The organism is Sphingobacterium zeae (assembly GCF_030818895.1).
Classification (GTDB): Bacteria; Bacteroidota; Bacteroidia; order Sphingobacteriales; family Sphingobacteriaceae; genus Sphingobacterium; species Sphingobacterium zeae.
Map to the genome: position 1 here is coordinate 1650723 of NZ_JAUTBA010000001.1, position 24550 is coordinate 1675272.

Below are 24550 nucleotides of genomic sequence, written 5' to 3' on the forward strand. Positions count from 1 at the left end.
GACTTGATTAAAAGTTAAAACTCATACCCCCATAATAATTACGCAAGGGGGCAGGATTAAAATAGCGGCCCCCAAAGGCATTGATATCGTTTCCAAGACTATATTTTTCATTCAGGAGATTGTCTGCACCTACGAAAAGTCTGATTTGATACCGGGATCCGACAGATTTTGTCCAAGATAATTTGCCCTGCAAAAGATGATACCGTTTGGCATAAACAGAATTTGCATCATCCAATGGTATTGCTGCGGTTAGATTAGATAGAAGGTCGAATCGAAATTGATTCGGAAAAAGTATATTCAATGAATTCACCCATACTGTTTTCGGAACCGCAGGAAGCTTATTGCCCTGGTAATTTTTGTCGCCCACCTGATAGATTCTAAAACTGTAATCATTGAAGGAAAAATTACTGGCGAACTGTAGGCTACGGACAACACCGGACACTTGCGGTGTGATCAAATAAAGCAGTATTGATACTTCTAAACCCTTTTGATTTATTTTACCCGCATTTTGAAAATATTCAGCACCATTTTCCCTTAACTGTCTGATAATGGCATTGTTCATTTGATACGTGTAAGCCGCTGCATCTAGAACGACCCGGCGATTCCACAAATGCAAGCGCAATCCCAGTTCATGATTCGTACCCGTTTCTGGCTTGAGTAACGTATTAATTGAATTATCCGATGAACGGACCTCCGCAACAGTTGGTGTAGAGAACCCCTTGGAGATTGACGCCCTAAGTGCAAACATGGGGGTAATTAAATAGGATAAAGCTGCTCTAGGCATCCATGTACTCCCAAAATCAATGTTTGCTTTGTCTTCCTGTTCAACAGGAAAATATTGTCGGTAGCCAATTTTACTCTCATTTAATCCGAGCGAAAGCTCTAATTGAAGACGCTCCAGCCACTCCAGCTGAGTGCGTGCAAAAAATGATTGCTGACTGTTTTCCAATTTGTCCTTGGCCTGCGGATCGGTAGCGACACCTTGGGCGTTGTCATAATTGTCGATCGCATACCAACCCTTTTGTGCTTCCAATCCCAGTTGGACTTCATATTTTAAATTTTGGCTCAACAGATCGGCATACGATAAATACAGGCGCGTTCCTATGTTCTTTTCATCTCTTTTCTCGTAATTGGTGATGAAGGGATTTTTGATCTGATTCGATGAACCAAATACACTCGCGAATAAGGTCATCTTAGAACTGAGATGCGTTTGGTTGCTCAGTCCACCAAAGAATGTTTTATCGTAGATTGCTGCTTTTTGTTCAGCAGCACCAGGGTTTGGTCCGCCCTTTGGCCTAGCCTGCCTACGGTCAGTTTCCATTTGTACGGCGGTGAGCCCCCCAGGAGTCTGATAGCCAAGATCCGAATAAAACCCGGTGAATTTTAATTCGGAAGTTTTGGCGTAGTGCCAATTGTAATTGAGCTGAATATTCTTTTTGTTTAAAGCCGAATTTTGTCTATATCCATCACTTCGGGTCCAACTCTGATTGATGGCTAACTGCTGTGTCTGGCTAAAGGGTAATATGGTGTTAAGCTGTTCTTGAAAGAGACCATAAGAGCCGCCCGTCAGTTGCAGGTTGACTTCCGGTTTGGAAGACCGGTCAAATCCCTTACTGTATAAGGAGACTACACCACCCGAATTAGCACCGTAGATCGATCCATCTGGACCTTTTAAGATATTGATCTGGCCCAATGCATACGGATCGATCAAATTAAGATAGGTATTTCCACCAGCATCAGTAAGAGGAAAGTCGTCCAAGTAGATTTTGACATTACGAACACCAAAAGGCGAGCGGATCATACTCCCACGGAGTGCAAGCCGGTAACTTCCAGGAGAACGTTCTTCCATCCGTAAACCCGGTACCCTGTTCATTGCCGAAACAAGAGAGGGCGACTGCTGGGATTGGATCGCTTGGCTGCTTAACACAGCCGCAGAAGATGTCAATCGCAAGAAAGGTTGTTTATTGAAGTAGGCCTTCACTTCGACTTGTTCTAGCCGATTAGTCGTAGTATCCACTTCTTGCGCATATAATTTGCTACATAAACCAAGGGTAGCAAGTAGGTAATATCTTTTCATCGTTCGGGTTAGTTCGGCTTAGTCTGCAAATTCTTGACTGAAATAAATTTCAAAAACCTGCTTTTTCTTATTGTATTTTAAGCATTGAAAATTCGCATATACGGAGCTCGTCGGTACACAAAGACTGTTGGCCATGGCATCTTTTGAGATGGTTTTGTTCAGACATCCCTGCTGCAAATCAAAGTTTCTGTTCGTAGAAATATCGGTCACATTAAAGGAATTGTCGTCAATCAGGTAATTTGAATTGTTTAAACGAATATAATCCTCTTGATAAATCAGTTCGGAAGCCACTTGATAATCGAGCGTTCCAAAGCCGGATGAACAATCCAGATTGTGAAGGGTATTGACAACTTTTAATTCTTTATACAGTGTGTTGAATGTATTGTTATTACGATCGGATAGGATGATTTCGATGTGATGATTATCTTTATTGTACACAATATACCCAAGGTCATCGGCACCATTTTCAAAGATATTCCCTTTAGTGATCGCTAAAACAGCTAAGTTGGGATGCCCAAGAAAATAATCCTTCTGGTCCGCAGGTAGTGTTGTCGTTAACTTCTGATGAAGTTTATCGAAGAGGCCGGCATCATTCATTTTCATTAACTGCTGCGCTTGTTCTTTTACCCTGCCTTCAAAACGTGGGCTATCGTAGCTCGACGTATCCGATGGGAGCGACGCGGAGGCTGGAAGGGCTACTTGTTCTTTCTTGTGGTCTTCACTTTTCGTTGATGTTGGTGTTGGCGCCTTTGCTTGATGACAGGAAACAAGACCTAAACATAATGGAATGTATAGAAAAAAGGTTTTTAAATTCATGATGAAGTATCGTCAATGCCTATGCAGTCACTCTTCATGCAGAGAAAGAGCAACAACATCGGCTAATTTAGTTATTTTATGGCAAAGAAAGCTGCCGTAGCCTGGAATTAGAACGCTTCATTCAGCCCCAAAAAGAAACCACGGGAACCATATTTTCCAAAGGCATAGTCCAAACATAGATTTGTGCGTGTTGCTTTGTTAAATAGAACCCGTAATCCGGCACCACCCCCAGGCTGCCACCGTTCAAAAAGTTTGGTGCCCAGTTCATCGCTGGCTGTCTGTAGGTTAAAAAATGCAGCTCCGCTTAGAAAGCGATTCTTGAGAATTGGAAAGCGGTATTCTGTTTCAGCATAACCGAAAGAAATTCCTTTAAAATAACCAATGGTATAACCACGGCCGCTTCTAACAGCAACGTCCCTTCCTGTTCCTGGCAGGTCAAAGTAGGGAAGTGTGCCACCAAGTCTGTACGAACCCCAATACCAAAAAGCCAGGACATGGGCAGGGTCGGACTGAGATAAGCTAAAATACTTCCTGAAGTCGGTAGTAAGCTGCACAGCATTTTTGCTACTGCCCAGCAGCGTTGTATTCCATCGAACTCCAATATCCGAATAGATTCCTTTATAAGGCCTATTGGGGTTGTCCCTTGTCATATATTGCATATTGAGCAGTAGTCCATTGGAATTGTAACTGTCGGGTTCGAAGCCGTGCTTTTCTGTATAGATTGTATTGGGTGTAACGTTGCCATTAGGACCGCTACTGGTTATTTTACGGCGTAGGTCAAAAGCCAGTCCTGCCCCGACAAAGAGATTGTCGGCAATGCGCTTATAGACTTTTTCATTAAATGTAAAGGCATTATATTTTGCTCCATACTTCTTATGCTCGGGGTTGGCAAGGATCTCCTCATCTGCATTGTTCCATTTGCCGTGAGGGGTCATACCCAATCCAGCGTCTAAAGCGACCATTTTAACAAGCGCAAACGCACCCTGGAAATTTAACTTATTGTTCGGTGTAAATACGTTGTGACTAATATAGAACACCATAATGTTTTTTGTGGTGATTGAGGCCGATGTCGCAGCAATTGACATCGTCGTTGTTTTTGGATCTCCGAGAATCTTTCCGGCGACAGCCTTGACGCCAATCTGACCACCAATGGTCGGATTGTATGCAATATTGGGCATTAAGGTAATAGGCGAACGTTTGCTGGCATGGGTCTTCTTTCGTTTGGGATGGATAATTCTTCCGATTAGATCAGAAATATCATATTGACGCGCCAAAGCTGAGTCGCGCTGATGTTTATACTGCGCAATAGAATCTGTATTTGTATCGGTTTGAGCACGAAGCAGTGTCGGGATTAAGATTAAAAGCATACCTAAAAAAGCGTGTCGGAGGAAGTCGTTATAATGTAGGAGATGATGCATACCTTTGAATTTATCTTAAAAATAAACGTTAAAAAAAATAAAAAGTTTTCTAGGGGCCGAAAGCTGTTTTCTTTTTGCCATGTGAACGATGGTCAATAGGGATGTTTTTGTTGTCAAGCTGGAATATTAAACTTGCAAATCACAACAAATTTATCTTAGTTTGATTATTTAAATTAGGATATGATAGGACGCACGATATTTAATTATGGATTGTCCCTGCTTTTATTGACAGGGGCGGCTCATGCCCAAGAGTTGTATACACCAAGAAATATTCAGCAAGCGATTGAAAAAGGAACCCGAACCACGACGGGGCTACCCGGCAAAAATTATTGGCAAAATTTTGGAAAATATGACGTGCGGGTAAAATTGGATCCGGCTACAAAGATAGTAAGTGGAACAGAGACCATCTTGTACTATAATAATAGTCCTGATACATTGAATCGCTTGGCTATTCGATTTGTCAATAATGTTCATAAACCCAATGCGGTACGTGCGGCGTACGCTTCGGACGATTACCTGACTTCGGGGCTGAAGATTAAGTCATTTAAATTGAATGGTCAAGTTTATGAAGTGAACAGCAAAGATTGGGGAACCGTAAAATTAGCCGATTTTGGACAAAAAATCTTTCCGGGAACCACTGCAACGTTGGATATTAGCTGGGAATATCCGCTTTCTATAGCGAGTGACCGGGAGGGGTTGCTGAATGCCTCTACTTTCTATTGCGCTTATTCCTATCCACGTGTGTCTGTATATGACGATTACAATGGTTGGGATCTCCTGGAACACAATGGGCGGCAGGAATTCTATAATGGGTTCAACGATTACCAATTTGAGATATCCGTTCCGAAGAACTTTGTTGTGTGGGCGACAGGTGAATTGACCAATGCCGCTGATGTACTGCAGAAACCTATTCTGGACCGTTTCGAAAAATCAAAAGTTAGCGATACCCCAATACATATCGCGACTGATGCTGAAATGAAATCGGGGAAGGTGACAGCGCAAGAAGCCTGGAATAAGTGGAAATTCAAAGCAAGCTATGTACCTGATTTTTGTTTCAGTGTGAGTGACAATTATATCTGGGATGGCGGGAGTGTAGATTTGGGAAGCAAGCGCGTGAGTGTGCAATCTAGCTATGTCGCCGGAACGCCAGATTTTGAACAATATATTGGCTGGCAACAATACTGCATTAGCTGGTTTTCTAAAAATTGGCCTGGTGTCACCTATCCATACCCAACAATGACCGCCGTTCAGGGATTTGCCGATATGGAATATCCGATGATGATCAACGATTCGAGTGTACCTGATAATCTTGTGGATGCACGACAAACGGCGGACCACGAAATTGCCCATACTTATTTTCCTTTTTACATGGGTATCAATGAGACGCGGTATGGTTATATGGACGAAGGCTGGGCTACGGCATTGGAATTCTGGATCGGAAATGCAGAGATCGGTGCCGAAAAAAACAAAGAGCTTTTTAAGGATGCTCGCGTAAAGCGCTATATTTTTGACCCTTCTACAGAAGAAGACCAACCCTTAATTACCATGACCTCTCAGTTAAGTGGTTTAGGGTATGGTAATAATGCTTACATCAAGGCCGCGTTGTCTTATATTGCATTGCGGGATTATCTGGGCGATGAACTGTTTAAAAAAGCATTACATCATTATATGGAGTTATGGCATGGAAAGCATCCTACGCCTTGGGACTTCTTTTACAGCATCAACGCCGGAGCTGGGCAAAATTTAAATTGGTATTGGAAAAATTGGTATTTTACCAATAATTACATCGACCTTAAAGTGGATAGCTTTAAGCAACTCGGCGGTAAAAATACACTTACAATTACCAATGTAGGAGGATTTGCAATTCCGTTTGATGTGTTGATTACCTATGCAGATGGATCGGTGGAGACAAAACATCAAACTCCAGCAATTTGGCAACACAATGAAAAACAGGCAAGCATGACTTGGAGTTCGACCAAAAAGGTGAAAAATATTACCTTGGACGGTGGTATTTTTATGGATTACACAGCTAAAGACAACAGCTGGAACGTTATAAAGTAACCCGATTGATCGTGTCAGCCTTTATGTTATGAAAAGGTTGACATGATTGAGGCTTTATTCCCAATAGTAGAATCTGATTTTGCGCCCTATGTCCGATGTAACCGATAGGGAGGCGTGCTCACGTGTAACTGGTATGTACGGTTACTAACGACCAGGGTTAGGGTGATCGATGGTTCTAAATGTTAGATTAATCCGTGCGCCGAACGCCTTTTTTGTAGGTGGAAGTCGATGCAGCCAATAGGTTTGCGTCAGATCTTTCATAACCAAAAGACTGCCATGTCCTAGAATGATATCTATTTTTTCCTTACTGGTCTTATGCTTAAAAGCAAATTTGCGTTCAGCACCAAAGCTTAGCGAAGCAATTGCCCCATTTTTTTTAAGATCTTTCTCCGCGTCACTGTGCCAGGCCATACCTTCATCGCCATTGTGATAAAGATTCAACAGACATGAATTATATGTCTCCAGTGTCTGTTTTTCCGCTATTTTTTTCAGCTCAAGAAGTTCCTTTGTCCACGGAAGCGCCTTTTTGGTGGTATTAGAATAACTATATTCGAACGCATCATCCCCATACCAGGCCACTTTTCGTTTGGTGATTATTTCATTTCCAAAAATAATGGCCCGATCGTTTACCCATTCAATTGACTCCATGAGTCTATCAAAATAGCGGTTTGCCTCCAGCACAGATAATATTTTGCCATAATAATTGACAGTACCGTCGTAAGGGAGTAAATTTCTATTGCCATCAAAGAGATTGTCGAAAAGTTCCATATGAGTATATTTTATTAAACAGCTGTATGAAAGCTCTCCCATCCGATCATCGCTGTCTTTCGCATCGGATCCCATCGGTAGCCACCAAACATACCGCTGTTTTGTATCACACGGTGGCAGGGGATAAGGTAAGCAATAGGATTACTTCCAATAGCAGTACCAACGGCTCGGGAGGCTTTTGGGTTACCTATTTGAGAAGCAATGGCGCCATAAGTGCTCAAGTTACCCATCGGAATTTTTAACAAGGCTTCCCAAACTTTCAATTGAAAGGCAGTTCCTTTTAAATGTAATTTTACCTCGCGGATATCTTTATGTTGAGGGTTTAATGCCTGAAGGGCACTGTCGTGCATCCCATTCCCCTGTTGAAAATAGGTTGCTTTTGGGAATCGTTGCTGGAGCGATACAAGGGCTTGAGCCTGGTTGTCTGCATAGGCAATATGGCAAACACCTTTTGTTGTGGACGCAATGAGCATGGTACCAAATAAGCTTTCATAATAATCGTACAATATAATTAGATTGGCGCCCTCATTTTTATATTCGGCTGGAGTCATTCCCTCGATATTGATAAATAGTTCATGAAGTCTGCTGCTACTGGACAGACCAAGCTGGAATGTTGTTTCGGCAATAGTACTTTCCTGTAGCAATGATTTCGCGTGAGTTATGCTTACGTATTGCAAGAATTTTTTCGGGCTCGTTCCTGCCCAAGCGGTAAACATACGTTGAAAATGAGCTTCACTCATATAAACATGTGAAGCAATCTGACCCAATGTAGGCTGTATCTTAAAGTTTTCCTGTAAGAAATGTATCGCCTTGGCGATACGTTGAAAATCCACTTCTTGTTGAATAGTCATGATTGTTCATTTAATTTATACAAAGTTGCTAAAAAGAAGAAGCCTATAAAATCCGATTTATGCTAAATTACAGGTGGGATGATGTCGATTTGTCTGAATGACCTAGGGACTTGTCCGGTGCGACAATGTCGCGAATCAATTGTTTGAGCTCTTTTATTTCGGGGAAACGACCGGCTCTTTTTCGATCAAAGATCTCATTGTCCGCCACGCGTACGGTATAACGTCCCGCAATTTCGCTGGGAACGAGCATTACCCCGTGGATATCTTCCGTAAACGAACTCAGCAACTCCTGCGCCATATAGGCGGCGCGAAGCATCCAATTGCATTTTGGACAATATTCAATTTCGATAACAGGTTTTGTTGCCATGCGTTAAGTTGAGGTACAATGTTTTGTTTCAAACAAATTTATTGATCCTACTGTTGGAATCAAAGCTATTTTTGTCATAGAAATTTCGAGATTGTCGTAATTCCAGCTTTTTAATATACCTACAGGCCATTCCATTATCCAGACAAAGCGCTCAACAGAAGGACCTGTAGGTATATGGAATAGCCTGTATTTGTTTGGTATTGTTACGCTGTCATTTGGTAGTTTAGCCAATTTTCAGTGACGTCATCGTTAGCGATCCTGCCACAGAATTGTCGTTGAAAAGAAAGAGTTCTTCATTTTTATCCTGTAAGCCCAACGTATAGATTAATGGCAGGTAATGTTCAGGCGTTGGAATTGCCAAGTCAAACTCTTTACCCTGTTTTCTAAAATCAATTAAAGCCTGGTGGTTGCCATCCTGTATAAATTTTTTCATTTTTTCATTGGCTATTGTAGCCCACTCAAAGGCATAACCAGTTGTATTCAGCTTGTCCCAGGCCACCATCCGCAGATTGTGTACCATATTTCCGCTGCCGATAATCAGAACACCTTTTCTCCTTAGCTCGGTTAATTGCTGTGCAATCTCATAATGGTATGCAGCCGGCTTCGTATAATCGATGCTCATTTGAATAATGGGTACATCTGCATTGGGATAAAGATGTTTAACAACCGACCAGGAGCCGTGGTCCAGTCCCCATTTATCGTCTAGGTGGATATCCGCTTTGCTGACAATACGCTGCGTTTCTACAGCGAGTGCCGGACTTCCGGGGGCTGGATATTGCACATCAAATAAAGCTTGAGGAAAGCCGCCAAAATCATGTATGGTGGCCGGTTGTTCCATCGCTGTGACAAATGTTCCACGTGTTTCCCAGTGTGCAGAGACCACGAGAATTGCCTTAGGCTTCTCGAAAGTCTGGCCTATTTTTTTGAATCCTTGCACAAATTCGTTGTCTTCGATAGCATTCATCGGACTTCCATGGCCTAGAAATAGAACAGGATATTTGTCCGTTGCTTCGAGTTCGCCAGAAAATTTATATAAAGAACTCACATGGTGTGCTGCACCAACTAAAGGTAATGTTGCCATAATTTTAATAAAATCCTTTCTACGCATTTGATAGATATAATAGCGTCAATTTACTTTACAAAGGTAAAAGCTGCGGTGAGGCAGGGGTATAATAATCTGGTCAAACTGTTGTACTATTCGGAAATAAGCTTTTGAATTTCATTTCTGAATTCAGAAGGCGTCAAGCCTGCTTTCTTTTTGAAGACATTGGTAAAGTAAGCTTTTTCTTGATAGCCCAGTTCAAAGCCAATTTCCGAGATCGTTTTATTCGTTGTCAACAGTAGATTTTTTGCTTCAATCAGTTTCCTAGTTTCAATAATCTCAGAAACGCTTTGTTGTAAGATGCTCTGACAAATTAAATTTAGGTTTCGGGCAGACATAAAAAGCTTCTCCGCATAAAAATTAACGCCTTCCGGTCGTCGATAATTCTCTTCTAAGATCGATAGAAAATTCTTGAAAGTTGTTCCCTGATTTTTTAATTGTTGCTGTGCATCTGGAAATTGCCTTTTACGTTCGGATTCAATCATCGTAAAAATTGTACTCAGCAGTTGCTTAATGACACCATATTCGATAGCAGGCTGCAGTGTTTCCTGCTGCATGAGCTGACACAAGGTCGTTAACCTGTCGAAGCAATAGCGGCTAGCGAAGCCTAATGTTGCGTTTTCATGAAAATGAGCATAGAGTTGGAAGGTGGTTTCGGGGATAAATTCGCTCTTGAAACGAATTACCCAAAATTCAATACGATTATTAATCAAAAGAGGTTTGACGCGGTGGTTTTTGCCCTGCGTAACAAAACTTATAAAAGGGGCGGTATACGTTTTCGTTTTAAAGTCAATAAAATGTTCGAGCCTTCCGGCTACGCCAATAATGAGTTCCTCGAAATCATGCTGGTGTACTTCGTTTTTGGATTGCTGAATACGTTGTGCCTCATCGGCGTCGATTTTATAGATTTGGAAAAGTTCGTTCAAAATGAGTAAGAAGATTAATTATCACTATACGAATATACGGTTTCGCTGGCTGATTTTTTACTTTCGTCCGTGCAATCGAGTCGCTTGCGATGACCAATTATTCAAACTTCGATTATATGGCATAGTCGCTTCTTTTTCTGTTTCGGATAATGTCCTTTCGGTTTTGCTTTCATCGCTAGGCCATTGCGCTCCAAGTACGATTGGTTTGCCTTACTACTTCTTTATCCCTTAGTGTAGTTTTTGTTTACCTATAGCTTAGCCTTAGTTTAGGTTTAGTATAGCTTTTACCTATACTAAACCTAAACTAACCCTAACTAAACCCTAAGTAAACCCTAAACTAACCTATAACATGATAGCGTCTTTGATGCCTTCGATCGTCCGTCCTATACTACGCATTCGGCAGGCCATTTAGTCCGGCGGTGCCGGCCGCCCCGTTTTCCCGCCCGGAGCTCCGTTTATCTGCCATCCGTCCCTGAAATATCGCTCCGGGAGTGGCCTGTCCAAAAATAATCTCCCATCTTTCCAGGTAGTTATGCCCAAAATGAAATAAATAAGAACAAAATGCTTGGAAGTTTGTTTGTAAACTTCCTATCTTTGCACCACTCCGCAAGGGAGGGACGGTTACCACGAAAGAGGGAGCCAATGAAAAAAGAAGGGTTTAATGTGAGTTAAACGCGGAAATCGAAAAAAGAGAAAAGAAAAAAAACTTGAAAAAGTTTTTGGAAGTTCAGAAAAGATTTCTACCTTTGCAGTCCCAACGGAAACGAAGGGAAAAACAAAAAAGATAAAGACGGCGCAATGCCATCGGAATATAGCGGATACGGAAGTTGAAGCGACAAAGTTCTTTAAGAAAACACAATCATGTAAGCGTGACGAGTAGACAAACGAAAGTCATGAACAAATTCAAGTAATTGTTCCATTCGATCCAAGATCAGAGATATAAAAAAAGAATTCTGATTATTTATAAATAGTTGGAATCAAAAACTTCATTTTACAATGGAGAGTTTGATCCTGGCTCAGGATGAACGCTAGCGGCAGGCCTAATACATGCAAGTCGGACGGGATCCATCGGAGAGCTTGCTCGAAGATGGTGAGAGTGGCGCACGGGTGCGTAACGCGTGAGCAACCTACCTCTATCAGGGGGATAGCCTCTCGAAAGAGAGATTAACACCGCATAATATAATTTCCCGGCATCGAGGAATTATTAAATATTTATAGGATAGAGATGGGCTCGCGTGACATTAGCTAGTTGGTAGGGTAACGGCTTACCAAGGCGACGATGTCTAGGGGCTCTGAGAGGAGAATCCCCCACACTGGTACTGAGACACGGACCAGACTCCTACGGGAGGCAGCAGTAAGGAATATTGGTCAATGGGCGGAAGCCTGAACCAGCCATGCCGCGTGCAGGATGACTGCCCTATGGGTTGTAAACTGCTTTTGTCCAGGAATAACCCCAGATACGAGTATCTGGCTGAATGTACTGGAAGAATAAGGATCGGCTAACTCCGTGCCAGCAGCCGCGGTAATACGGAGGATCCGAGCGTTATCCGGATTTATTGGGTTTAAAGGGTGCGTAGGCGGCCTGTTAAGTCAGGGGTGAAATACGGTGGCTCAACCATCGCAGTGCCTTTGATACTGACGGGCTTGAATCCATTTGAAGTGGGCGGAATAAGACAAGTAGCGGTGAAATGCATAGATATGTCTTAGAACTCCGATTGCGAAGGCAGCTCACTAAGCTGGTATTGACGCTGATGCACGAAAGCGTGGGGATCGAACAGGATTAGATACCCTGGTAGTCCACGCCCTAAACGATGATAACTCGATGTTGGCGATAGACAGCCAGCGTCCCAGCGAAAGCGTTAAGTTATCCACCTGGGGAGTACGCCCGCAAGGGTGAAACTCAAAGGAATTGACGGGGGCCCGCACAAGCGGAGGAGCATGTGGTTTAATTCGATGATACGCGAGGAACCTTACCCGGGCTTGAAAGTTAGTGAAGGATGCAGAGACGCATCCGTCCTTCGGGACACGAAACTAGGTGCTGCATGGCTGTCGTCAGCTCGTGCCGTGAGGTGTTGGGTTAAGTCCCGCAACGAGCGCAACCCCTATGTTTAGTTGCCAGCATTTAAGGTGGGGACTCTAAACAGACTGCCTGTGCAAACAGAGAGGAAGGTGGGGACGACGTCAAGTCATCATGGCCCTTACGTCCGGGGCTACACACGTGCTACAATGGATGGTACAGCGGGCAGCTACATAGCAATATGATGCTAATCTCTAAAAGCCATTCACAGTTCGGATTGGGGTCTGCAACTCGACCCCATGAAGTTGGATTCGCTAGTAATCGCGTATCAGCAATGACGCGGTGAATACGTTCCCGGGCCTTGTACACACCGCCCGTCAAGCCATGAAAGTTGGGGGTACCTAAAGCATGTTACCGCAAGGAGCGTGTTAGGGTAAAACCGATAATTGGGGCTAAGTCGTAACAAGGTAGCCGTACCGGAAGGTGCGGCTGGAATACCTCCTTTCTAGAGTATCGCGGATCGGTACTCGTCACGTTACATATGATTGCAAAAGAAGAAAAAAACATCAGAAGAAAGTGCCCGCCCCTAAGGGAGCAGGACCGAGAGAGATAGATGAACAGGAAATAGCTAGTCCCGTAGCTCAGTTGGTTAGAGCACTACACTGATAATGTAGGGGTCAGCAGTTCAAATCTGCTCGGGACTACGAAAACGTTTGGGGAATTAGCTCAGCTGGCTAGAGCACCTGCCTTGCACGCAGGGGGTCAACGGTTCGAATCCGTTATTCTCCACATCTCCGGTAGGACCATCGACAGATGCTCCGAAGAAACAAACCGGAAAAAGAGTTCTTTGACATATTGAAAGAGAAAAAAAATTACAAGAGAAGACAACAGTATAGAGACAATACGTGTATGTGTTTGAAGTAAGGGAGAGACCCTCGGTCAAGGCCGAACGATCCCGAACCTAGCATACGGGTATATATATCAAAAGCAGCCGCATAGTAGCAAAAGGCTATGCCGGTGAAGAAAGTAAATAAGGGCACACGGGGGATGCCTAGGCTCTCAGAGGCGAAGAAGGACGTGATAAGCTGCGATAAGCTTTGGGGATTGGCAAATGCGACTTGATCCAGAGATTTCCGAATGGGGCAACCTGGCTATTTGAAGAATAGCCGTATAAAACGCGAACGCGCTGAACTGAAACATCTAAGTAGGCGTAGGAGAAGAAAATAACAATGATTTCCCAAGTAGTGGCGAGCGAACGGGAAAGAGCCCAAACCGTTTATGTTACGGCATAGACGGGGTTGTAGGACCACGACATTGTACAATGCTATGAACTGGAAGCAGGTGGGAAACTGCGCGACAAGGGTGAGAGCCCCGTACAGGTAAAGAATATTGGCATAGTGGTATCCTGAGTACCGCGGGACCGGAGAAATCCTGTGGGAATCCACCAGCACCATCTGGTAAGGCTAAATACTCCTGAGAGACCGATAGTGAACCAGTACCGTGAGGGAAAGGTGAAAAGAACCCCGAACAGGGGAGTGAAAAGAACCTGAAACCGTGTGCTTACAAGCGGTTGGAGCAGGCAGGTCCTGTGACAGCGTGCCTTTTGCATAATGAGCCTACGAGTTACTCTTGTCTGGCAAGGTTAAGTCCTTCAGGGACGCAGCCGAAGCGAAAGCGAGTCTTAATAGGGCGGATAGTCAGATGAGGTAGACGCGAAACCTTGTGATCTACCCTTGGGCAGGTTGAAGTTGCAGTAACATGTAATGGAGGACCGAACCGATAAACGTTGAAAAGTTTCCGGATGACCTGAGGGTAGGGGTGAAAGGCCAATCAAACTGGGAAATAGCTCGTACTCCCCGAAATGTTTTTAGGAACAGCGTCGGCGTGGAGTTTGATAGAGGTAGAGCTACCGATTGGGTGCGGGGGAGTCAAATCCTACCAAATCCAGACGAACTCCGAATGCTATCAAATATAGCCGGCAGTGAGGCTTTGGGTGCTAAGGTCCAAGGCCGAGAGGGAAAGAACCCAGACCATCAGCTAAGGTCCCCAAATTCGTTCTAAGTTGAACTAACGAGGTCCGGTTGCCCAGACAGCTAGGATGTTGGCTTGGAAGCAGCCATTCATTTAAAGAGTGCGTAACAGCTCACTAGTCGAGCGGCCGGGCGTGGATAATAAACGGGCATCAAGAACGGTACCGAAGCTATGGATTTGCACTGAAAGATGTGCATCTGGTAGGGGAGCATTCCATCGCCGGAGAAGCAGTTTGGCAATGAACTGTGGAGGTTATGGAAAAGCAAATGTAGGCATAAGTAACGATAAGGCGGGTGAGAAACCCGCCCACCGAAAGACCAAGGTTTCCTGATCAACGTTAATCGGATCAGGGTCAGTCGGGACCTAAGGCGCACCCGAAGGGGGCAAGCCGATGGACAACTGGTTAATATTCCAGTACTCTTCATAACTGCGATGTGGTGACGGAGTAGTGACACTGCCGCGAACTGACGGAATAGTTCGTTGAAAGGCGTAGGTATTGGAGTTGTAGGCAAATCCGCAACTCTAGCTGAAACCCAATAGTACAGCAAAGCTCCGGTGGCGCTGATAGAGCAGGTAAACAGACTTCCAAGAAAACCCGCTAAGCTTCAGGTTATGAAGACCCGTACCGCAAACCGACACAGGTGGTCGAGGAGAGAATCCTAAGGTGCTCGAGTGAGTCATGGCTAAGGAACTCGGCAAAATGGCCCTGTAACTTCGGGAGAAGGGGCGCTGTCTCGAAAGAGCAGCCGCAGTGAAAAGGCCCAGGCGACTGTTTAACAAAAACATATGGCTTTGCAAAATCGCAAGATGAAGTATAAGGCCTGACACCTGCCCGGTGCTGGAAGGTTAAGAGGGGATGTCATCGCAAGAGAAGCATTGAATCGAAGCCCCAGTAAACGGCGGCCGTAACTATAACGGTCCTAAGGTAGCGAAATTCCTTGTCGGGTAAGTTCCGACCTGCACGAATGGTGTAACGATCTGGGCGCTGTCTCAGCCATGAGCTCGGTGAAATTGTGGTATCGGTGAAGACGCCGATTACCCGCAACGGGACGGAAAGACCCCATGCACCTTCACTATAGCTTAACATTGAGATTGGGTACAGGATGTGTAGGATAGGCGGGAGATGTTGAAGTGGCTTCGCCAGGAGTCATGGAATCAACCTTGAAATACCGCCCTTTCTGTATCCGGTTTCTAACTCCATCATGTGGAGGACATTGTTTGGTGGGTAGTTTGACTGGGGTGGTCGCCTCCAAAAAGGTAACGGAGGCTTTCAAAGGTAAGCTCAGTACGCTTGGTAACCGTACGTGGAGTGCAATGGCATAAGCTTGCTTGACTGTGAGACCGACAAGTCGAACAGGGTCGAAAGACGGACATAGTGATCCGGTGGTTCTGTATGGAAGGGCCATCGCTCAAAGGATAAAAGGTACGCTGGGGATAACAGGCTGATCTCCCCCAAGAGCTCATATCGACGGGGAGGTTTGGCACCTCGATGTCGGCTCGTCACATCCTGGGGCTGGAGAAGGTCCCAAGGGTTGGGCTGTTCGCCCATTAAAGTGGCACGCGAGCTGGGTTCAGAACGTCGCGAGACAGTTCGGTCCCTATCTGTTGTGGGCGTTGGAAGTTTGAGTGGATCTGACCTTAGTACGAGAGGACCGGGTTGGACAGACCTCTGGTGAACCTGTTATGCCGCCAGGTGTACGGCAGGGTAGCTACGTCTGGAATAGATAAGCGCTGAAAGCATCTAAGTGCGAAACTAGCCACGAGATGAGACTTCCTTATAGGGTCGTAGAAGATGACTACGTTGATAGGCCATAGGTGTAAAGGTTGAGAGACCAAAGCCAAGTGGTACTAATAGCCCGAAGCTTTCTCAAGCAGACAGACACTGTTGTCTTCCTCTTTAATTTTTGAAACAGACAGAAACGTAACTCTTTCAGTATATATGTCATTTGGCATGGATCACATGATATGGATATCATATATCAGCCAATAAAGATTTTTAGGTGCCTATATCGGCGGTGTCTACCTCTTCCCATTCCGAACAGAGCAGTCAAGCCCGCCAGAGCCGATGGTATTGCCGTAACAGGTGGGAGAGTAGGTCGGTGCCTTTTTTTACACGGAAGCCCTTGCTGGAAACAGTCAAGGGCTTCTTTCGTTTGGATACATATTTCCGTATTCTCATGTACAGGCTATTGGGTATCCTTCGCCTATCGGTTATCGCAGCACAGGACCGTGGGTGAGCCCTGTCCAGCGGCAGCTGCTCCGAAGCCGCCGCTATCTTGCAACATTACTATTGGACAATCGTTTGCATTTCATAATCGCTTTTTTACTTCGATTTACTATTGTATTATTGTTAAGTTAATTTAATGCATTATAAATCATACGCATGAAGATATCTTTTTGGTGCGCAAAAGCACAGGTCAGTTTGCTAATAGGATTGGCTTCACTTTTTATTTTTCAATCCAATAGGCTTGAAGCCCGAACGAATACAATTCATTATTTGAGTACACATCCCGCTGATCATACAGCTAAGATTAGCACCGTTCAAAAAATTAACCCAACGACAGTAGAGATTGTATACGATAATAATCAACGGTTGACTTTAGATTTCTATGGTGATCATATTTTTAGAATGTTCCAAGATATTCATGGGGGTATTATCCGTGATCCTGAAGCAAAACCCGCCGCAAAAATTCTAGTAGAGCAGCCCCGCAAAACTGTCACTGGACTGGAGGTCAAGGATGAAGGAAAAAAGGTAAGCATCTCCACCAAAGATATCCTTTTTTCAATGGATAAACAGACTTCACAGTTTAGTATCCTTAATCGTAAAACCAATAAGATTGTAGTTGAAAGCTTAAAGCCGGTCGTTTTTGCGGACAAACAAGTAAGCCTTGAATTAAAGGAAAATGTGGATGAGTACTTCTTTGGTGGTGGCGTTCAAAATGGACGTTTTTCACATAAGGGAAAAGTAATTGCTATCGAAAATCAGAACAGCTGGACCGATGGCGGCGTTGCCTCTCCAACCCCTTATTACTGGTCAACCAAAGGGTATGGTTTTATGTGGCATACTTTTAAGAAGGGAAGTTACGCCTTTGGAGCCAAAACCGCTGGCACAGTTAAATTGGCCCACGATACGGATTATCTGGATGTCTTTTTTATGGTTGGTGACGGTATTGTGCCTTTGCTCAACGACTTCTATCAATTGACGGGTAAGCCAATTCTTCTACCAAAATTTGGTTTGTACGAAGGACATCTTAATGCTTATAACCGCGATTTTTGGAAAGAAGATGAAAAGGGAGTTCTTTTTGAAGATGGCAAACGCTATAAAGAAAGCCAAAAGGACAATGGCGGAATCAAAGAATCGCTGAATGGCGAGAAAAACAATTATCAATTTTCGGCTCGCGCAGTCATAGACCGTTATAAAGCCCATGACATGCCTTTGGGTTGGATTCTTCCCAATGATGGTTACGGTGCTGGATATGGTCAAACGGCATCTTTAGATGGAAATATCCAAAACCTGAAAGAGTTTGGCGATTATGCGCGTAAGAATGGTGTGGAAATCGGTTTATGGACACAGTCTGATCTCCATCCCAAAGACAGTATCAGTGCATTACTGCAACGTGATATAGTAAAAGAGGTACGGGATGCAGGTGTGAGAGTCCTAAAGACGGATGTGGCCTGGGTGGGCCCAGGATACTCCTTTGGTCTCAACGGGGTAGCTGATGTAGGGCATACCATGCCTTACTATGGCAACGACGCTCGTCCATTTATTATTTCATTGGATGGTTGGGCAGGTACGCAGCGCTATGCGAGTATCTGGTCGGGTGACCAAACTGGAGGTGTATGGGAGTATATTCGATTCCACATACCAACATATATAGGCTCGGGACTTTCGGGCCAGCCCAATATTACCTCTGATATGGACGGGATCTTTGGTGGTAAAAACTTCAAGGTCAATATCCGTGATTTTCAATGGAAGACTTGGACACCCATGGAACTCAATATGGATGGCTGGGGCTCGAACGAGAAATACCCTCATGCTTTGGGCGAGCCAGCTACTTCGATCAATCGTCTGTATCTGAAATTGAAATCTCAATTGGTTCCCTACAGCTATAGTGTGGCAAAACAAGCGGTAGATGGTCTGCCCATCATTCGCGCGATGTTTTTAGAGCAAGCAAATGCTTATACACTTGGAAAGGCAACGCAATACCAGTACCTCTATGGTCCAAATTTCCTGGTGGCACCGATTTATCAGGAAACACGAGTGGATGAGAAGGGAAATGATATACGCAATGGTATATACCTGCCGGATGGTGAATGGATTGATTATTTTACGGGTGAAAAATACCAGGGTGGCCGTATCATCAATAACTTTAATGTGCCTATTTGGAAGCTGCCTGTTTTTGTGAAAAATGGAGCTATTATTCCGGTAACCAACCCGAATAATAATGTATTGGAAATCAAAAAGGATCAACGTATTTATGAGGTGTATCCTTATGGGAGTTCCAATTTCGTGGAATATGATGATGATGGAAAAACCGAGGCTTATCGGTATGGTAAGGGAGCAACTACATCCCTAACTTCGCAGTTAAACAATAATAAAGTTGTTTTTGCGATTGCTCCAACACAGGGCGAATTTGACGGATTTGAAAAAATGAAGTCTACCGAAATTCGTTTCAACGTCAGTAAAGCACCGAAGGCATTGAAAGTAAAGATCAATGGAAAAAATAATAAACTTAAAGAAGTGAACAGCTTAGAAGCGTTCAATACTTCTGAAAACGTATATTTCTACGACGCACAACCAAACCTGAATCAGTTTGCAACCAAGGGATCTGAATTTGAAAAAGTACCTTTGGTGAAAAATCCGATGTTGCTGGTACGACTAGCCAAACAGGATGTCTCATCGACTGCAATAGAAGTACAATTGGAGGGCTTCGAGTATGCTCCAGCTGATAACTATCTGGTTCAGACCGGTGCTTTGACTTCGCCCAAAGCTGTTATCACAGATCAAAATACACAAGCCTATACCTTAACCCCAACCTGGGAAAAGGTTGCAAATGCTGATTATTATGAAATTGAGTTCAATAATCTCATTTATTCGACCATCAAAGACAGTCAATTGCTATTCGAAGGATTGGCCGCGGAAACGGACTACCAGTTTAAAATTAGGGCTGTCAATAAATCTGGTGTTTCAGATTGGAATACATTTGCCGCAAAGACAAAGGCAAATCCATTGGAATTTGCCTTCGAAGGAATCAAAGCAGAGACTTCTGTGGATAACCAAGGCGGAAATAGTATCAATAAATTGTTCAATTACGATGAAGGGGATATGTGGCATACAAAATGGGGACAGACAGCTGTTCCGTTTGATATGACCTTAGATCTAAAATCTGTTAATCAATTGGATAAGTTTGAGTATCTTCCAAGAACCGATGGCGGAAATGGTATCCTTTTAAAAGGAAAGGTCTTTTATAGCAATGATAAGGATACTTGGACGGAAGCTGGTAGTTTTGATTGGAAACGTGATGGCGAAATGAAACGTTTTGATTTTGGTACTCATCCGGTGGCCCGATTTATCAAAATTTCAGTTTCTGAAGCTGTGGGAGGTTTTGGCTCCGGAAGAGAATTATATGTGTTTAAGGTGCCAGGATCGTCAAGCTACCTACCAGGCGATATTAATAATGACCGATTGATCGATCATAATGATTTGACATCTTATATTAACTATACGGGATTGCGATTGGGTGATGGAGATTTTGAAGGTTATGTCAGCAATGGTGATGTCAATAAGAACAATTTGATTGACGCTTATGATATTTCCAATGTCGCTGTTGTTATCGAAGGTGGTGCAAAACCAGCAAAGGAAGAAAAAGTAGCTGGTAAACTAAAATTGGTTCCCTCAAAAACAAGCTTGAAGTCGGGAGAAACCGTAGAGATCAGTATTAGCGGAGAGAATATTAAAGCTGTCAATGCGCTTAGTTTTGCTCTTCCGTATAATCAGGGCGATTTTGAATATGTCGGTATCGAACCTGTGCATCTGAAAGAGATGAACAATTATACCAACGATCGTCTCCATACCAATGGAAGTAAAGCGTTGTATGCTACTTTTGTTAATCTTGGCAATAAGGAGACCTTGAATGGATCTGAAGTTTTATTTAAGATTAAATTGAAAGCAAAACGCAATGTCAACTTCAATCTGAAAGCGATAGATGGTATTTTGGTTGATAAAAAGCTGAATTCTGTTACTTTCTAAAAATAATAAATAGCCTTAACAAAAAGGGGAGTCTCATAGGCTCACCTTTTTGTTAATTGACGTCTAAGTGTATAAAATTAGTCCAATACCATACTGATATCCATCAACAGGATTTCAGTATCTGCTGAGGTGACTTTCAGGTTAATTTCAGCGACATCCCAAATTCCCAAACCATCTTTGGTTTCTAACGGCTGCCCTTCAGCGATAACGCTGCCTTTTATTACAAAAATATAGACACCATTTCCGGCCTTTTTGATCTGGTATTTTGTTTGGACGTCCTTGTCAAAATGACCCATAGAAAACCAGGCATCCTGATGGATCCATACCCCCTCGTCTTCTGGATTGGGCGAAATAATTTGTTGGAATTTATTCTGTCTCTGTGCGATATCTAATGTAATTTGATCGTACCGCGGGCTTACATTCCGTTGATTAGGGTACACCCAAATCTGAAGAAATTTAACTAGCTGATCGGTGTTTTTATTATATTCACTGTGTATGATGCCTGTTCCGGCACTCATAATCTGAATATCTCCCTTTCGGATAATCGCTTTATTGCCCATGCTGTCTTCATGTTCCAAATCGCCTTCCAATGGGATGCTGATAATTTCCATATTATCGTGGGGATGCTTACCGAAACCTCTTCCCGCAGCGACTGTATCATCATTTAGTACCCGCAATACACCAAAATGCATGCGTTCAGGATTGTGATAATTGGCGAAACTAAACGTATGATTGCTTTGTAACCAGCCATGATCCGCATGCCCGCGAGTATTTGCTTTATGGAGGACACTGTGGTTTTCTAATTTGTCTGATAGATAGCTGGTATCTTCCACATTCAAGGTTTCAAGGGGGCCTATCTCGTCGATATCATTTTTCAAGATATCAGCTGAAGATTCTTTAGATGTAAATATTCCGGAACCTAAAAGTCCCTTTTTTATAAAGTTCTGTTTGTTCATGATCATTTTATTTAGTATCCAAAATTAGCCTTTTAGTAGCCGATCGCCATTGATCTAGTTCAATAAAGAAACATTTTAGCAGTTTCCAGTTGTGTCGTTCGGATAATGCGCTGCTCTCGGCGGCATTAACCTGGCAGTAAGTCTGGAAACAGCGTATAAATTTCATTTTTTAAAATCCCGCTTCCGCCACCATAATGGGTAATCAGGCCGATGGAATAAGGGAGTTGCGATAGATAATCCGTTATTTCTTGTTCTTCCTGCAGCGAGAGCCCCGAGCTTAACAATAATACATCTACAGGATAATCAATCAGATGCTCTTTACAACTATCCAACTCTTGCAGTAACGTTGCGTTCCACGTAGGGGTGCTCTCAATGATTCTTTTTAGCGTAAGCAAAATTTCTTCATTTTTGCCAAATAAGAGAAATGTTAAGGTCTTCATAATGAACAAAAGTAAACATGAACCGATTCATTTCCATTGATGTAGTTTAATAAATACAGCAAGATGCTCTCCACATCTTTTCATCATGAAAGGAACGCCGCTGAGCGATTTGGATCGATGCGCGACATGTCAACAGAAAAAGAAAGGCTTGAAATAAGTACAATCACATAAATTTTCTTACTTTTAGTGATCGGATATATATAATTTTTTAGCGATTTTAATTATCATTTAGTTTATGATGAAGAGACTTTTACTTGTCGGGCTCTTTGCTGGTGTAACTCATTTTATGGCCTTCTCCCAAACGCACGAACTTCGTGTGGGTGTGACTTCTGGGGTGTCCAACTTTACAGGAGCAGGGAGTGAGGCCAAGAGCTTGTTGATTGGTTCCACCCAGCAGGACTTTTATACCAGTAATCCCTATGGAAAAAAATATGGAATAAACATAGGTGGGGCTTTAGACTACCGTTATATTTTTGCAAACAATCTGATATTAGGTCTCGAAGGCGCCTACGAAAGATTGCAGACAAAGATTGATTTAGCGGGAAGCGAATTTATGAATGGAAGCCGTGGTCAAACCCAACTTAATCAACAGTTTATCAATTTTAATCCGTTTGTCGGCTATCGCGTCTTTTTTGAACCCATGACGATGGATATTCAGTTGGGTATGGATATTGCCAAAATATTGAGCATCAAGGAAAAAGGTAGTATTGAGGACAAGCAGGGAAACAAGACAGATTTTGATCGTGACAGAGGGAAAATAATTGATATGGATCTGCGGCCACGTTTACAATTTAATGTAAATTATGACCGCTATACCGTGTTTGCTGGTTATTCATGGGGATTAAAGGATTATACTGGACAGATGCTGGGTAGCGACCCTGGTGCAGCGAGACTAAATGTATTCCGATTGGGCCTACAATATCAGTTAATAAGACCGATATTTAAAAATGACTAAAGTTTATTCCCACGTTTGCTTTCGATTATAGGTCATTTTTGTAAATAACAGATGGTGGCGCGAAGATATTAGTTGTATTGTTTGGCAATTTTCTTCTCGGGTTCGATATAAAGCATATATAAGAAAAGCAGAAATATATATTCTAAGGGTTTCATTAAAATATAAGTCATATTTGATGCACCGGTTGAATTGATTTTGATGGAGATGTTGAAACCATATTTATCATAGCAATACCGCACAAACCGGTGTATCGAAGGGGATAGATCACTCAGAATTTCTTCAAACGCATTGGCAATCTGAAGCTGTCTATTGACGATAATGGTATTGCCGTGCCTTTTGCCTAATCTCAACGGTTTAACAAGGGCAGGATTACCTTTCGCGGCGACTGTGCATAAATAGTGTCCTTTATGATCCAAAATGGGAGGATGCATTTTTTGTGAAAATGCCCAAGTAGTTGTCTCCGTGAATACTTTCACCATTGAATCGTGATCCTGCCCCAATAAGATGAGAATGATGGTCAGTACCACAAAGACCGGAAAAAGTAATATAATAGCCCATAAAGGATAATTCAGCTTGGAAGAAAGTAAGGTATTGATCTTTTTGAGGGTGGGATTGCTATAAGTTCTGCGCATGGCGTATCCCTTTTCTTCTAAGATAACTCTACGGATTAATCCGACACCGATAATCAAGCTGCAAATTGGTGTAAAAATAAAGTATAAAGTTCCTTCATTACCAACATACATATCCAGTGTAGATGTGTCGTGGTGACTGACCTGGATAAGTACAAATACACTCATCACGCTGCCTATCAATAACATCACCAGCATCATAACAAGAGGTAGGGGTGGGATTTTTCGTCCTTTTATCCAGATGGTTACTGCTGAAATATTGAATGCAACGAAATAGATAAACAGCGATAGGATGTGTTTGCCGCCGAAGGGAATATAGCAGTCTCCATCCACAGGGTCCACCGGTTGATTATATTGGCTCGAATGGAATACAAAGCCAATCCCTGCAAGTAGCAGTGCTAAAAGGTAAGCAGTCACAACGGTATATTCAACAAAGGATACATGCCGCTGTTGATTTTTGATGAGCGCGCGCAGCAGATATAAAATTCCGAAAAGCGTGAGTATAATGAAAAAAAGAATTAAAATCATAATATAATGAGCAGTTCTAATGCGAAAAAGAATATAGGCAAATCATTGTACCAGATTTAGATTCAGCGTGTAAATATATATACCGGAAATTATACGAGCCGATGAAATGCGGATATTTCCTTAAGCTTTTCAGTATTTTGGCGTAAATCAAAACACCAGGTTTCTATTTGTTTTTCTGAAATGGGGTGGTAACCGATATAATAGCCCATAATGACTTTTTTTTAACCTCTTTTATATTACTTACTAAGTTATTAAAAATTAAGATTTTGTACAATATGTACCGTTCTTATATCTCCCTTTATCATCGAAAAAGGGCAATGGAAGGAAAGGATATACGAAAGCCAGAGGGCGACGTGTT

15 protein-coding genes, 2 tRNA genes and 3 rRNA genes are annotated in these 24550 nt (G+C 43.0%); 8 read left to right on the forward strand and 12 right to left on the reverse strand.

Translation table 11 applies throughout. The features are described 5' to 3' along the window. Positions 1–7: 7 nt before the first annotated feature. The 3 genes from QE382_RS06890 to QE382_RS06900 form a co-directional block, all read right to left on the reverse strand. Entirely contained in the window at positions 8–2077 is a 2070-nt protein-coding gene (locus QE382_RS06890; protein ID WP_307185241.1) for a TonB-dependent receptor, read from the reverse strand. Positions 2078–2095: 18 nt separating this feature from the next. Further along, complete coding sequence (locus tag QE382_RS06895) at positions 2096–2893, reverse strand: hypothetical protein (protein WP_307185242.1); 798 nt, start codon at positions 2891–2893, stop codon at positions 2096–2098. 107 nt (positions 2894–3000) lie between these two features. After that, positions 3001–4311 carry a BamA/TamA family outer membrane protein gene (locus QE382_RS06900; RefSeq protein WP_307185243.1) on the reverse strand — a complete coding sequence of 437 codons (1311 nt, stop codon included), beginning with the start codon at positions 4309–4311 and terminating at the stop codon, positions 3001–3003. A 180-nt stretch (positions 4312–4491) separates the two neighbouring features. Between QE382_RS06900 and QE382_RS06905 the strand changes: the two genes are divergently transcribed. Then, the gene (locus QE382_RS06905) at positions 4492–6372 is read left to right on the forward strand and encodes a M1 family metallopeptidase (RefSeq protein WP_307185244.1); all 1881 of its coding nucleotides are present in this window, start codon (positions 4492–4494) and stop codon (positions 6370–6372) included. Positions 6373–6516: 144 nt separating this feature from the next. Here the strand turns inward: QE382_RS06905 and QE382_RS06910 are convergent, their stop codons facing one another. From QE382_RS06910 to QE382_RS06935, 6 genes are all read right to left on the reverse strand, one after another. Then, a complete protein-coding gene (locus tag QE382_RS06910) occupies positions 6517–7140 on the reverse strand; it encodes an alpha-ketoglutarate-dependent dioxygenase AlkB family protein (protein WP_307185245.1) in 624 nt (207 codons plus the stop codon). 14 nt (positions 7141–7154) lie between these two features. Further along, positions 7155–7991 carry a methylated-DNA--[protein]-cysteine S-methyltransferase gene (locus QE382_RS06915; RefSeq protein ID WP_307185246.1) on the reverse strand — a complete coding sequence of 279 codons (837 nt, stop codon included), beginning with the start codon at positions 7989–7991 and terminating at the stop codon, positions 7155–7157. A gap of 67 nt (positions 7992–8058) precedes the next feature. Next, entirely contained in the window at positions 8059–8358 is a 300-nt protein-coding gene (locus QE382_RS06920) for an Rdx family protein (protein WP_293885696.1), read from the reverse strand. 223 nt (positions 8359–8581) lie between these two features. Continuing rightward, complete coding sequence (ygiD, locus tag QE382_RS06925; RefSeq protein ID WP_307185247.1) at positions 8582–9439, reverse strand: 4,5-DOPA-extradiol-dioxygenase; 858 nt, start codon at positions 9437–9439, stop codon at positions 8582–8584. 113 nt (positions 9440–9552) lie between these two features. Next, positions 9553–10386, reverse strand: coding sequence for a helix-turn-helix transcriptional regulator (locus tag QE382_RS06930; protein WP_307185248.1), 834 nt, complete (start codon positions 10384–10386; stop codon positions 9553–9555). Positions 10387–10774: 388 nt separating this feature from the next. After that, complete coding sequence (locus tag QE382_RS06935; protein WP_307185249.1) at positions 10775–11029, reverse strand: hypothetical protein; 255 nt, start codon at positions 11027–11029, stop codon at positions 10775–10777. A 350-nt stretch (positions 11030–11379) separates the two neighbouring features. Here QE382_RS06935 and QE382_RS06940 point away from each other — a divergent pair. The 6 genes from QE382_RS06940 (at position 11380) to QE382_RS06965 (ending at position 20684) form a co-directional block, all read left to right on the forward strand. Continuing rightward, positions 11380–12908 (forward strand): 16S ribosomal RNA (locus tag QE382_RS06940). Positions 12909–13033: 125 nt separating this feature from the next. Continuing rightward, a tRNA-Ile gene (locus QE382_RS06945) sits at positions 13034–13107 on the forward strand. Between the two features lie 11 nt (positions 13108–13118). Continuing rightward, positions 13119–13192: transfer RNA gene (locus tag QE382_RS06950), tRNA-Ala, on the forward strand. A gap of 231 nt (positions 13193–13423) precedes the next feature. After that, positions 13424–16305 (forward strand): 23S ribosomal RNA (locus tag QE382_RS06955). Positions 16306–16430: 125 nt separating this feature from the next. After that, positions 16431–16542, forward strand: a 5S ribosomal RNA gene (gene rrf, locus QE382_RS06960). The 16S, 23S and 5S rRNA genes sit together here with 2 tRNA genes alongside, the layout of an rRNA operon. 275 nt (positions 16543–16817) lie before the next feature. Beyond that, positions 16818–20684: a TIM-barrel domain-containing protein gene (locus tag QE382_RS06965; protein ID WP_307185250.1), complete on the forward strand. Its 3867-nt coding sequence runs from the start codon at positions 16818–16820 to the stop codon at positions 20682–20684. Positions 20685–20761: 77 nt separating this feature from the next. On the opposite strand, the gene QE382_RS06970 is transcribed toward QE382_RS06965, so the two are convergent. Both QE382_RS06970 and QE382_RS06975 read right to left on the reverse strand, forming a co-directional pair. Then, positions 20762–21640: a pirin family protein gene (locus QE382_RS06970; protein ID WP_307185251.1), complete on the reverse strand. Its 879-nt coding sequence runs from the start codon at positions 21638–21640 to the stop codon at positions 20762–20764. Positions 21641–21765: 125 nt separating this feature from the next. Next, positions 21766–22080, reverse strand: coding sequence for a hypothetical protein (locus QE382_RS06975; RefSeq protein WP_307185252.1), 315 nt, complete (start codon positions 22078–22080; stop codon positions 21766–21768). Between the two features lie 235 nt (positions 22081–22315). Between QE382_RS06975 and QE382_RS06980 the strand changes: the two genes are divergently transcribed. Further along, positions 22316–23035, forward strand: a complete 720-nt coding sequence (locus QE382_RS06980; RefSeq protein ID WP_307185253.1) for a porin family protein — start codon at positions 22316–22318, stop codon at positions 23033–23035. A 68-nt stretch (positions 23036–23103) separates the two neighbouring features. Here the strand turns inward: QE382_RS06980 and QE382_RS06985 are convergent, their stop codons facing one another. Next, on the reverse strand, positions 23104–24192 hold the full coding sequence (locus QE382_RS06985) for a DUF6688 domain-containing protein (RefSeq protein WP_307185254.1): 1089 nt from the start codon (positions 24190–24192) through the stop codon (positions 23104–23106). Positions 24193–24550: the final 358 nt, after the last annotated feature.

Bases quoted from the DNA above. Each gene is read 5' to 3' on its own strand.
- QE382_RS06890 (WP_307185241.1), bottom strand. From the start codon at position 2,077: ATGAAAAGATATTACCTACTTGCTACCCTTGGTTTATGTAGCAAATTA.
- QE382_RS06895 (WP_307185242.1), bottom strand. From the start codon at position 2,893: ATGAATTTAAAAACCTTTTTTCTATACATTCCATTATGTTTAGGTCTT.
- QE382_RS06900 (WP_307185243.1), bottom strand. From the start codon at position 4,311: ATGCATCATCTCCTACATTATAACGACTTCCTCCGACACGCTTTTTTA.
- QE382_RS06905 (WP_307185244.1), top strand. From the start codon at position 4,492: ATGATAGGACGCACGATATTTAATTATGGATTGTCCCTGCTTTTATTG.
- QE382_RS06910 (WP_307185245.1), bottom strand. From the start codon at position 7,140: ATGGAACTTTTCGACAATCTCTTTGATGGCAATAGAAATTTACTCCCT.
- QE382_RS06915 (WP_307185246.1), bottom strand. From the start codon at position 7,991: ATGACTATTCAACAAGAAGTGGATTTTCAACGTATCGCCAAGGCGATA.
- QE382_RS06920 (WP_293885696.1), bottom strand. From the start codon at position 8,358: ATGGCAACAAAACCTGTTATCGAAATTGAATATTGTCCAAAATGCAAT.
- ygiD (WP_307185247.1), bottom strand. From the start codon at position 9,439: ATGGCAACATTACCTTTAGTTGGTGCAGCACACCATGTGAGTTCTTTA.
- QE382_RS06965 (WP_307185250.1), top strand. From the start codon at position 16,818: ATGAAGATATCTTTTTGGTGCGCAAAAGCACAGGTCAGTTTGCTAATA.
- QE382_RS06970 (WP_307185251.1), bottom strand. From the start codon at position 21,640: ATGAACAAACAGAACTTTATAAAAAAGGGACTTTTAGGTTCCGGAATA.
- QE382_RS06975 (WP_307185252.1), bottom strand. From the start codon at position 22,080: ATGAAGACCTTAACATTTCTCTTATTTGGCAAAAATGAAGAAATTTTG.
- QE382_RS06980 (WP_307185253.1), top strand. From the start codon at position 22,316: ATGATGAAGAGACTTTTACTTGTCGGGCTCTTTGCTGGTGTAACTCAT.
- QE382_RS06985 (WP_307185254.1), bottom strand. From the start codon at position 24,192: ATGATTTTAATTCTTTTTTTCATTATACTCACGCTTTTCGGAATTTTA.